Here is an 11,530-nt window from a genome sequence, read left to right on the forward strand (position 1 = left end):
GATAACAAACTCTTACCAAATCATTATGAATATCGCTGTTGTTGGGCTAAGCCACAAAACAACGCCAGTCGAAATTCGTGAAAAACTGAGTATCCCGGAACCGCAAATTGAGGCCGCGATCGCCCAGCTTTCGAGCTATCCCAACATTGAAGAAGTGGCTCTGCTGAGTACCTGTAACCGCCTCGAAATCTATTTCATTGCCAAAGACACTGAACCTGCGGTTCGAGAAGTGAGCCAGTTCCTAGCGGATCGTTCTCGGATTTATCTGCCCCAATTACGTCCCTACCTGTTTGTCCTGTTACACCAAGATGCAGTCATGCACCTGTTACGGGTGAGTGCGGGCCTAGAGAGTTTAGTCTTAGGTGAAGGACAAATTCTGGCACAGGTGAAGACCACCCATAAACTCAGCCAGAAGTACAAAGGGGTGGGACGAGTTCTCAATCAGCTATTTAAACAGTCCATCAGTGCGGGGAAACGGGTTCGTACCGAAACCAGCATCGGAACCGGCGCCGTCTCCATTAGTTCCGCCGCCGTTGAGTTGGCTCAGATGAAAGTCCCCAACTTGGGAAGTCAGCGCCTTTGCATTCTCGGGGCCGGAAAAATGTCGCGCCTGTTGGTGCAACATGCGATCGCCAAAGGGGCCAATAGCCTCACCCTCGTCAATCGCTCCCAAACCCGAGCCGAGGAACTGGCGGCCAAGTTCCCCGATGCTCATATCACCGTTCGTCCTTGGGATGAGATGTTAGCCGCCGTGGCCGACTCGGATATGGTGTTCACCGGAACCGGTGCAACGGAGCCTATTCTCCATGCGGATAACTTACGGGCCGTGGCCCATCCGGGGTTGATGCTGTTTGATATTGCAGTTCCTCGGAATGTTCACGCCAATGTCAGTGAGTTAGAGGAGGTTCATTGCTTTAATGTCGATGACCTCAAAGCCGTGGTGGCCCAAAACCAAGAAAGCCGCCGTCAAATGGCTCTGGAAGCCGAAAGCCTCCTTGAAGAGGAGTTAGCCAGCTTTGAGTCTTGGTGGCGATCGCTCGAAACCGTCCCCACCATCAGCAGCCTACGCCGCAAAGTCGAAACCATCCGCGAACAGGAACTAGAAAAAGCCCTGTCTCGTCTCGGTGCTGAATTTGCCGAAAAACACCAAGAGGTCATCGAAGCCTTAACCCGGGGGATTGTCAACAAAATCTTACATGACCCCATGGTGCAACTGCGGGCCCAACAAGATATTGAAGCCCGCCGTCGCGCGATGAAAACCCTCCATCTTCTCTTTGATTTAGAACTCGAAGAAGAAATCGCTCGCAGCTGACGAACCGTTCCAGCTTAAGAATAATCCTTAACAGCAGATCGAGACGTTCCCTAGGTGCGTCTCGATTTTTATGACAATTTTTTGTCCCTAGTGACAATCTATCTTAGTCTAGGAAAACCCGTAGCAAAATTTCACCAACAGTTGCCGGATTCAGGCTTAAACTTCAAGTTTTCATAACATAACGGCTCAATTAGCGCTCATCTTGTCCCCAAGCGGTAACGAAACCGTCAACGTGGCGATCGCCAACCTCTTACCCTAAACCGTTAACCCGATTCATTCGCTGACAATCTTGTCTTATGAGTTCATTCATTCCCTCCTCCCCCACCCTCAATCCTCCCTATGACATCTTCACCCGACGTATCCTCCCCCTCCTGCAATCCGTCTATGACGAAGACACCGCACAATCCCTACTCGATCGCATTTACGCCCATTTAGCCCCCCTCCTCAGCAAGTCTCTCGATGAAGATTTGGGCAAATGGAGTCAAGATAATATCCTGCTGATTACCTACGGTGACAGCATCCGCCGTGAGGGCGAAACTCCCCTCGTCACCCTGGGGAACTTCCTAAGGCGCTATCTCAAAGACACCATCACCGGCGTGCATATCCTTCCCTTTTGCCCCTATAGTTCCGATGATGGCTTTGCGGTGATTGACTATCGGGCCATCAACCCGGAACTGGGAACCTGGGAGGACGTCAAGGCGATCGCCCGTGAGTTCAACTTAATGGTGGATCTCGTCATCAATCACACCTCCAGTGAAAGCGAGTGGTTTCAACAGTTCAAACAGGGGCAAAAGCCCGGTTGTGACTATTTCATCTGCGTCGATGCTGATACCGATGTCTCCCAAGTGGTACGGCCACGTAACAGTCCCCTCTTAGTTCGGGTGGAAACCCCCGAGGGAGAAAAACATATTTGGGCCACCTTTAGCGAGGATCAGGTGGATCTCAACTTCGCGAACCCCGATGTGTTTATGGAATTTGTCGATATTTTGCTCTACTACGTGCAAGCGGGGGCCAAATATATCCGCCTCGACGCCATTGGCTATCTTTGGAAAGAATTAGGAACCCCCTGCATTCATCTACCGCAAACCCACGCCCTCATCAAAGTTCTGCGGGAAATTCTGCAAACCCTCAATCCTCAAATTGCCCTGATTACAGAAACCAACGTGCCCAACCGGGAAAACTTAAGCTATTTTGGCAACCGGAATGAGGCACATATGATTTACAACTTCAGTCTGCCTCCCCTCTTGCTCAATGCCCTGTTACAAGGGAAATCCGACCATTTACGGACTTGGATGATGAGTATGCCCCCGGCCCCTCTCGGCTGCGCCTACTTTAATTTCACTGCCTCCCATGATGGAATTGGCTTGCGGCCCACAGAAGGATTACTCACCGAGGATGAGTATGAGCAACTCATCGCCACCATGAAACAGTTTGGCGGCGAAATTAGTATGCGCCAACAGTCCGATGGCTCGGAAAGTCCCTATGAAATCAATATTTCCCTATTTGAAGCCCTCAAGGGAACCGTCAAGGGTGAGGATGAGTGGCAAATTCAGCGGTTCCTCTGCTCTCAGACGATTATGATGTCCTTAGAGGGGATTCCCGCCTTTTATATCCATAGTTTGTTAGCCACTGGGAATGACCATCAGAAGGTGGCTCAAACCGGGCGCAAGCGTTCTATCAATCGTCATCAATGGGATGAGGCGGAGTTATTCGCGCAGTTGGAGGATACGACCTCACCCCAGGCACAGGTGTTAGGAGAATTGAGCCGTTTAATTGGCATTCGCCGCCAACAACCGGCGTTTCATCCCAATGCGACTCAATATACGTTGCATTTGAAGAAAGCGTTGTTTGGGTTTTGGCGTCAAAGTATGAATCGAGATCAGAGTATTTTTTCGATTCACAATTTGAGCGATCGCCCTAAGAAACTCCCCCTAACTGAGCTGAATTTGGTCTGCACCGATCCCTGGTGTGATTTAATTGGCGGGACTCTCATCACAGATCTCTATCAAGATGTGGTGTTAGACCCCTATCAATCGATGTGGATTACCAATAAGTTCGATCGCCTTGAGAAGTAGGGGCGAAAAATCCCCTCCTGGGAGGGGTTGGGGTGGGTTATGCCCCTACTTCTCCCGTCCCCCCCTCTCCCCCCTCTCGTGTCATGGCTGAAGCCGTGACACGCTCCTGGGGCGGCTCTGCCGCCTGGGACGGGAGGCAGAGCCTCCTCTGGGGCATTCCTTGGCAGAGCCAAGGAACGAGGGGAGAGAGATAGAGGAGGGGAGAGAGACAGGAGATTAGGAGAGGAGACCTTGGTCTACCATGTAACTCAGCAGCCAATTGGCCATTGTCGCACGGCGGGTTTCCAAGGGAGAAAACTCACCAATTTTATAGCCTTTGAAGCCTAACTTTCCAATGCGACTCAATATACGTTGCATTTGAAGAAAGCGTTGTTTGGGTTTTGGCGTCAAAGTATGAATCGAGATCAGAGTATTTTTTCGATTCACAATTTGAGCGATCGCCCTAAGAAACTCCCCCTAACTGAGCTGAATTTGGTCTGCACCGATCCCTGGTGTGATTTAATTGGCGGGACTCTCATCACAGATCTCTATCAAGATGTGGTGTTAGACCCCTATCAATCGATGTGGATTACCAATAAGTTCGATCGCCTTGAGAAGTAGGGGCGAAAAATCCCCTCCTGGGAGGGGTTGGGGTGGGTTATGCCCCTACTTCTCCCGTCCCCCCCTCTCCCCCCTCTCGTGTCATGGCTGAAGCCGTGACACGCTCCTGGGGCGGCTCTGCCGCCTGGGACGGGAGGCAGAGCCTCCTCTGGGGCATTCCTTGGCAGAGCCAAGGAACGAGGGGAGAGAGATAGAGGAGGGGAGAGAGACAGGAGATTAGGAGAGAAGACCTTGGTCTACCATGTAACTCAGCAGCCAATTGGCCATTGTCGCACGGCGGGTTTCCAAGGGAGAAAACTCACCAATTTTATAGCCTTTGAAGCCTAACTTTTCCTTGAGAAGCTGTTTATTCGGTTTGGGAATTGAGCGAGTTAACTTGACATTAGGGAGACGATGTTCAATAAAATCAGGAGGTTCAGGATAGGTTTCGCGCCAATCCTGAGCCACCTGGTCCGTCTGCCAGGTTTGCGCCGCCTCGTCATAGCGATAGCCTAAATAATGCCAAACCAGGCGATTAACCGTGTCGTTATCTAAATCTTTGTTGAGGATGGCCCAAATGGTATCCGTTGTTAGAGGAGGTAGGTCACTCATAGAGGATTACGTAATTGTTGCAGTGCCACCTGAGCCATCACCAGACTCAGACGGGCTTGTTCTAAATCCGATAGGTCATCCCAGGGGCGATCGCCCGACGGTTCCGGCTGAAAGTTACCCCGCATGGCATAGGCCAGGGGACGGGCCAACACCTGTAAATCCTCTCTGGCCCATTGAGGGAATAAATCCCCCACGCAGCCAACAAGCCGCTCTAACAGAGATTGCTCAGGGCAGGTTTGTTTAGCTAAGTCACAGAGGCGTTTAAGAATCGAGGCGGGCACCTGAGAGCCAAAGCGTTCGCAAAGGTGAGCATACACCATACAACTGTCCAGTTGCTCAAAAAATGCCGGAGAGCGATCGCCCAAATTCAAATCATCAACCTTTAAGGGATCTCCCAGGGCGACGGTTTCATCCAGGGACTCACATTCACCGGGATTCCAGGGATAGGCGACGTCATCCCCGGACAACACCGTTTCCAGTAAATCGAGTTCCGCTTGGGTTTCCCAGGAAGAACCGGCAGAAGAATGGGGTGATAAAACCATAACAGTATCGGCGAACGATTAGAGAACGAGTGCAGAGGAGTCAGCAAGGTCAGCCGGCCTCAATCTCAGGACGATAGGATAGTTGGGCGGCCAGTTTCCCGACTGTCTCAAGGGCGGACTTCCTCAACTACAGCATGAGAGTTGGGCGTTCCGCAACGTTAGATCAAAATTCTCATTCCGCCAGGCGAAACTGCCACGGTTGTCCCTGAGAACTGCCAAACTTGAGAATCATCCCCGAGGTTAGGACCACTTCCTGATGATGGATTTTGCGCCAATCCCCCTCCTGCTGAACCAAGGTGCCATACCGCGAAAAGTCTCGCAGAACATAACTCGGACTCTGCTGCGGTACATGTCGCCGCACAATTTCCGCATGATGTTGGGACACCCAAGGTTCCTCTAAAACCCCTTCATTCTCCTGACTGCGTCCGAGACGCATCAATCCCCCTCGCAATTTAAAGCCTGATTTGGAGGAGGCTGAAGACCCTTGGGGGGTTAGATAAGCGTTAATCTGAGGACCCTTGAGCGTTGTCGAGGCGTCTTCGGGTAACTCCGTGGGCATTTGGTCCGGTGATAGGGGGCTGGGGGTCTCCAGGAGATAGCCATCAAACTCTGGATGAAGGTATAGCACCGGTAATGTCCAGGCCGGTTGATTAAATTTGTATAAGGTTAGGAGTTGTTGACGGGCGATCGCCACGGCCCGCTCAATAGGATGGCCCTGAGCAATGGCTCCAGCAAACTCTTCGATGAAACTCAACGCCTCCGTATCGGCGATCGCATCCCGCATGGCCAGGGCCGCCGGAACCCCATGATGAAGCAAGACCTCCGCCACACTACTGCGAGGAATACAATGATCACCATGAGAATCCAATTGCGCTCCCCAGCAGGCATTAAAGACCGCCAGAGTCACCTGCGATCGCACCAAAATCTGAGCCAGTTCTGTCCCACTCAGGCGGGTTTCCTCTCCCAAGAACAACAGTCCCCCGTCCGGGGCCGTGGCCCCATGACCCGCATAGAGAAAAATATGATAGTCCTGACGCTGTAACTGTTGGGTCAACTCCGCCGCCGTCGGCTGCATTAAAACATCAAACTGGTAAGGAACCTGACACGATGTGGAAGGACCTGTCTCAAAAACGGCCCGTAACCGTTGCGCCTCATCATCTAGTGCTAACAGGGGGCTGGACACCGAGGCCCAATCTCCCTCAACCTGAGGCTTCCCCAACACCAGCAGAATGTTGAGCGATCGCTGGGCCCGCCGCAACACCAAGGGGTCAACATCACAGGTGGTGCGGCTGAACAGCAGTTGCGGTGCCAGCGCGAGAGCCGCTTTGCCAATCCGGGGTTGAGCAATTTCCCAAGGTAACGGTATCAGTTCCGACGCGCGAATGTCCAACCGCAAGCGCAGGGGCACCTCACGGCCCAGGGCAATCCCCTGACTTTGAGCAAAACTGGCCTCGACTGCCCCTGAAAACAACCATTGCCACAACTGCAACCCCAACTCTTGCATCAAACGGCTGCTGTGACTCCTGGGCCAGGACTGCTCCAAGTCTGGCAGGTGATCTATGGAGGTTGACGAACCCACCGCGGCCAAGGCCGGGGAGAGGGGGAGGGGATTGACCGCAAAGAACTGTTGCCATTGCTGCCAAGCTTCACCCAAGGAGGAAGACCAAGGACAATCTTGATGGACATAGCCCCCGGTATAGGGGGCTTGTAAAACCCAAATGGCATAGTCGGGGGGGCAACTCCCCTGAGCCGTCTTGAGAGGGGCGATCGCCAGGTTAAAACTGGGCAACTGAGAAGAGAGCATGAATGAATCGGGTCATGAGGTGAACAGGACTCAGGTGAGATCAACAGTAGGCCATTGTCTAACCTTAAGCCCCTAAGGCTCAAGCATCTCCTGTCTCACCCTATCCATGCTATCCCTTCTCCTTCCCCGTTAAGTTGGGGTCTTTCCCCAGATTTGAACAGCTGAAAGCAAGCCCATTAAGTCTCTGATTTTAGTCAGACCCAAACCTTAAAAAAGTCTTAAAAAATAGCCTTAACCTCCCAGCATAGGGTCAATATTTCCGTCTGCATCCGATGTAACCATTCTTCCCCTTGTTCTCAAGAGATTTTAAAATCAGCCCCTTGAAAGATGAGTCTGTAAATCTAATCGCGTTAACATGGGTATCAAACACACAATAGGCTGATTATGAGATCAAAACTTTTTGCTCTATTCCTAGCGCTTACGGTGCCCTTATCCCTAGCGGGCTGTGCCGGGGATGACACCGCTGAAGAGCCAGCCAGTCCAGACGCCGTAGAAGCTCCCGCAGACCAGCCAACAGCCGAGGCTCCCCCGGCCCCCGGGGAGATGCCTGAGGCAGCGGAAAGTCCTAGTGACCTTGGGGATTGGTTCACCTATGAGCCCCCCGATGGACGCTATGAGATCAAGTTTCCCAACGAACCCTTAGAACAAAACCAAAGCATCCCCGTCAGTGAGACCGAGGAAATCGAGCTATCACTTGCCATTTACGAAGACACCAGTCAAGGCCGTGCCTATATGAGTGGAGCTAACCCAATTCCTCTTCCTGAGGGGGCTAGTTTCGATGTTGACCAAGGGTTAGATGGCGGGCGCGATAACGCAGCGGCTAGTACAAACTCCGAGGTGGAAAGTGAAGAATCCATCAACGTTGAAGGATTGCCGGGTCGAGCCATTGTGATGCGGAACCCCGAAGGCGTTCGTTTTAAACTGATGATGCTAGCAGACTCCGAGAATGCCGTTCTTTACCAACTTTTAGTTGGCGCACAAGATGGTAATCTTGATTTTCCAGAAGCCGAAACCTTTTTCGAATCTTTCAATCTGCGTCAGTCTTAATCTCTAGGGACGTTCCGATAGGTATCGATGCGCTCAGTGCTGTGACTTAATCGTGTCTGAATCGTTCTGACATGCCCCGAGCATCTAAAACCGGGTTAGCGTAACTCATCACCGGCCAAGCCGGGGTCTCTGACGGATTCAGGATTAAGTCACCTAGGAGCGCTCACTCTCGTTTTTGTCGCTCACTAAGGAAATGCCAATCATGACTGAGTTTGTCACCAACCTGGAACAACTCGAAGCCCATATTGCTAGAGTTAAAGCCGCTCAAGAAGCCTATGCTAGCTTTAGCCAAGAGCAAGTGGATGTCATTTTTAAAAAAGCAGCCCTTGCTGCTAATGCAGCTCGCATTCCCTTGGCAAAACTAGCGGTGGAAGAAACCTCCATGGGAGTCGTTGAGGATAAAGTGATTAAAAATCACTTTGCCTCAGAAATCATCTACAACAAGTATAAGGCCGAAAAAACCTGCGGCATTATCGAAGAAGATAAATCCTTTGGCATTCAAAGAATTGCCGAACCGGTGGGTATTTTGGCCGGCATTGTCCCCACAACGAACCCCACCTCAACCGCCGTTTTTAAGGCACTCATTACCTTAAAAACTCGCAATGCTATCATCTTCTCCCCCCACCCCCGAGCCAAACGTTGCACCATCGAAGCCGCCAAAATTGTCCGAGATGCGGCCGTCGCTGCTGGTGCCCCTGAGAACATCATCGGCTGGATTGATGAACCCACCGTTCCCCTCTCCCAAGCCCTGATGCAGCACCCGGATATTAAACTGATCCTCGCCACCGGTGGCCCCGGAATGGTAAAAGCCGCCTATTCTTCCGGGAATCCCTCCTTGGGGGTCGGCGCCGGCAACACTCCGGCTCTCATTGACGCCAGCGCCCATATCAAGATGGCCGTCTCGTCGATTTTACTCAGTAAAACCTTCGACAACGGTATGATTTGCGCCAGTGAGCAATCGGTGGTGGTTTTGGATGAGGTGTATGACGAAGTCCGCCAAGAATTTATCGAGCGCGGCGCCTATCTCCTCACCCCAGACGAGGGCGATCGCCTCGGCAAACTGATCATCAACAATGGACGACTCAACGCCAACATTGTCGGCCAGTCCGTTGAAAACATCGCCGCCCTCGCAGACATCACCATCCCCGAAAACACCCGCGTTCTCATCAGCGAAGTCAACGAGATCAGCACCGATGAACCCTTCGCCTACGAAAAACTCTCCCCAGTTCTAGCCATGTATCGGGCCCAGGACTTCGACGAAGCGGTCGACAAAGCTGAAGCCCTCGTGGAGTTTGGCGGACGGGGCCATACCGCTGTCCTCTACATCAAGCCCTCGGAAGTTGATCATATCAAGCAATTCGAGGACAAAATGCAGACGGCGCGGGTTCTCATTAACACCCCCTCCTCCCAAGGGGCCATTGGTGACCTCTATAACTTCCGCCTCGATCCCTCTCTTACCCTAGGCTGTGGCACCTGGGGGGGCAACTCCATCAGTGAAAACGTAGAACCCCATCACCTGCTCAACGTCAAAACTGTGGCTGAGCGGCGGGAGAATATGTTGTGGTTCCGCATTCCCCCCAAAGTCTATTTCAAATATGGGGCTCTGCCCGTGGCCCTACGGGAACTGGCCGGGAAACAACGGGCCCTGATTGTCACTGATAAACCCCTCTATAACCTGGGGATGACGGCGTCCGTGGAAACCGTCCTCGAAGACATTGGCTTGAAATACACCGTCTTCGCCGACGTGGAACCAGATCCCTCCCTGGATACCGTCAATCGGGGCTTAGCGGTGATGACGAGCTTTCAACCGGATGTCATTATCGCCCTCGGTGGTGGCTCGCCGATGGATGCGGCCAAAATCATGTGGCTGATGTATGAGCATCCCGAAATCGAGTTTGAAGGCCTGGCGATGCGGTTTATGGATATCCGCAAACGGGTCTATGATTTACCCCAGTTGGGTGAGAAAGCCGTGCTAGTGGCGATTCCCACCACCTCGGGAACTGGCTCTGAAGTCACTCCCTTTGCCGTGGTGACCGATCGCCGCAACGATATCAAATATCCCCTCGCTGATTATGCCCTGACCCCGACGATGGCGATCGTCGATCCGGAGTTAGTGCTGAATATGCCCAAGGGCCTCACCGCCTTTGGGGGGATTGATGCCCTCACCCATGCTTTGGAAGCCTATGTGTCGGTGTTGGCTTCGGAATACACCAACGGCTTGGCCCTAGAGGCGATTCGTCTGATCTTTAAGTATCTGCCGGATTCCTATCACCAAGGGGCCGCCAATCCCAAGGCTCGGGAGAAAATGCACTATGCCGCCACCATGGCGGGGATGGCCTTTGCCAATGGCTTCTTAGGCATTTGTCACTCCATCGCTCACCAACTCGGGGCAACCTTCCATATTCCCCATGGTTTGGCCAATGCACTGATGATTTCTCACATCATCCGCTACAACGCCACCAATGCCCCCTTTAAACAGGCCACCTTCTCCCAGTACAAGTATCCCAATGCCAAATGGCGCTATGCTCGCATTGCCGATCACTTGCAACTCGGGGGCGAGACGGAAGATGAGAAGATTGTCCGTCTGATTCAGTCTGTGGAACAGCTCAAACGAGAGGTGGGCATTCCCTCGGCCATGAAAGAGGTGATTCAGATGGATGAGGCTCAGTTTAAGGCCCAAGTGGATCAGGTGGCCGATCGCGCCTTTGACGACCAATGCACGGTCTCCAATCCACGCTATCCCCTGATTACTGACCTCAAACAACTGATCTTAGATGCCTATTACGGCAACTTGGATCTCTCCTGTCTCGATGGCAGTCAAACGGAGGGACTGACTGGGGTTCCCGATGTGCCAGCGGAACCGGAAGTCGTGATGCAATAACCCCTTAGGAGTTTCCCCCGAGCCGGCATCGGTTTCGGGGGGCTACTCCAAGGGAATGTTTATTGCACCGAGGATGTATAGGCATCGGCTCGGGTCATGGGTTGGGGAACCTCTAACCCTTCTCCTCCGAGGAGTTCTAGGGGTTCCCCCTCGACGGAGAGCCAAACTGGGGTGTCTGGGTCCATACTGCTAGCGGTGTAAATCACTTGGTCCAGGCGACCGAGCATGGACGCCGACCCCCCCCCTTGGGTGAATTCCTCAGAGAGATCGACCCGAACCCCGGCATCGGTAATTTGTAGATTCTCTAAGCGAGTCCCGGAGGGAATGGCGGTCAAGCTCGGTGAGGTCTCCGATAGCTCCAGGAGTTGCTCGAAGGCTTCCGTGAGCATTAACTCGGGGTCGCCACTGGTGAGAACGTTGTTGCCCTCGTCAATGGCGATTGGCATGGCGGACAGTTGTAAGTCCGTCCCCGTATCCTGAAGCAGATAAATTTCTGGGGCAGCGGTGAGGGTTAACTCTCCCCCCTCTCCCGGTTCCGTGAGGTCTGGGGGAGGTTGAACAAGGTCATCACCCCCACGTTGCTGATAGAGGGCCACACCGACACCGCCGAGGACGAGGATGACGGCCAGGCCAGCGAGAAGTCCAAGGGAACGATTTTTTTGGGCTGAGTCTTTCATA

At 52.8% G+C, this 11,530-nt stretch carries 9 protein-coding genes and 1 pseudogene; 5 read left to right on the forward strand and 5 right to left on the reverse strand.

What is annotated here, in order from left to right; genetic code table 11:
- Positions 1 to 25 precede the first annotated feature (25 nt).
- Together NEA10_RS14305 and NEA10_RS14310 are read left to right on the forward strand one after the other, a co-directional pair.
- Positions 26 to 1,312 (forward strand): glutamyl-tRNA reductase, encoded by a 1,287-nt coding sequence (locus NEA10_RS14305; RefSeq protein ID WP_252661597.1) that lies wholly within the window; start codon positions 26 to 28, stop codon positions 1,310 to 1,312.
- 296 nt (positions 1,313 to 1,608) lie between these two features.
- Complete coding sequence (locus NEA10_RS14310) at positions 1,609 to 3,387, forward strand: sugar phosphorylase (RefSeq protein WP_252661599.1); 1,779 nt, start codon at positions 1,609 to 1,611, stop codon at positions 3,385 to 3,387.
- Positions 3,388 to 3,603: 216 nt separating this feature from the next.
- On the opposite strand, the pseudogene NEA10_RS14315 reads toward NEA10_RS14310, so the two are convergent.
- Positions 3,604 to 3,717 (reverse strand): annotated as a pseudogene (locus tag NEA10_RS14315) (DUF1823 family protein); the annotation flags it as partial.
- A 63-nt stretch (positions 3,718 to 3,780) separates the two neighbouring features.
- Here NEA10_RS14315 and NEA10_RS14320 point away from each other — a divergent pair.
- Positions 3,781 to 3,987 (forward strand): hypothetical protein, encoded by a 207-nt coding sequence (locus NEA10_RS14320; RefSeq protein WP_252661601.1) that lies wholly within the window; start codon positions 3,781 to 3,783, stop codon positions 3,985 to 3,987.
- 216 nt (positions 3,988 to 4,203) lie between these two features.
- Here the strand turns inward: NEA10_RS14320 and NEA10_RS14325 are convergent, their stop codons facing one another.
- The 3 genes from NEA10_RS14325 to NEA10_RS14335 form a co-directional block, all read right to left on the reverse strand.
- Positions 4,204 to 4,578 carry a DUF1823 family protein gene (locus NEA10_RS14325; RefSeq protein ID WP_252661603.1) on the reverse strand — a complete coding sequence of 125 codons (375 nt, stop codon included), beginning with the start codon at positions 4,576 to 4,578 and terminating at the stop codon, positions 4,204 to 4,206.
- Positions 4,575 to 5,120: a hypothetical protein gene (locus tag NEA10_RS14330; RefSeq protein ID WP_252661605.1), complete on the reverse strand. Its 546-nt coding sequence runs from the start codon at positions 5,118 to 5,120 to the stop codon at positions 4,575 to 4,577. The genes NEA10_RS14325 and NEA10_RS14330 overlap by 4 nt, the downstream gene beginning before the upstream one ends.
- A 172-nt stretch (positions 5,121 to 5,292) precedes the next feature.
- Positions 5,293 to 6,924, reverse strand: coding sequence for a CHAT domain-containing protein (locus NEA10_RS14335; RefSeq protein WP_252661607.1), 1,632 nt, complete (start codon positions 6,922 to 6,924; stop codon positions 5,293 to 5,295).
- A 384-nt stretch (positions 6,925 to 7,308) separates the two neighbouring features.
- Here NEA10_RS14335 and NEA10_RS14340 point away from each other — a divergent pair, with 384 nt between their 5' ends.
- The gene (locus tag NEA10_RS14340) at positions 7,309 to 7,971 is read left to right on the forward strand and encodes a hypothetical protein (RefSeq protein ID WP_252661609.1); all 663 of its coding nucleotides are present in this window, start codon (positions 7,309 to 7,311) and stop codon (positions 7,969 to 7,971) included.
- A 202-nt stretch (positions 7,972 to 8,173) separates the two neighbouring features.
- Positions 8,174 to 10,852: a bifunctional acetaldehyde-CoA/alcohol dehydrogenase gene (gene adhE / locus NEA10_RS14345; RefSeq protein WP_252661611.1), complete on the forward strand. Its 2,679-nt coding sequence runs from the start codon at positions 8,174 to 8,176 to the stop codon at positions 10,850 to 10,852.
- Between the two features lie 59 nt (positions 10,853 to 10,911).
- On the opposite strand, the gene NEA10_RS14350 is transcribed toward adhE, so the two are convergent.
- The gene (locus NEA10_RS14350; protein WP_252661613.1) at positions 10,912 to 11,529 is read right to left on the reverse strand and encodes a GerMN domain-containing protein; all 618 of its coding nucleotides are present in this window, start codon (positions 11,527 to 11,529) and stop codon (positions 10,912 to 10,914) included.
- Position 11,530: the final 1 nt, after the last annotated feature.

It is taken from the genome of Phormidium yuhuli AB48, assembly GCF_023983615.1.
GTDB classification, from domain to species: Bacteria; Cyanobacteriota; Cyanobacteriia; order Cyanobacteriales; family Geitlerinemataceae; genus Sodalinema; species Sodalinema yuhuli.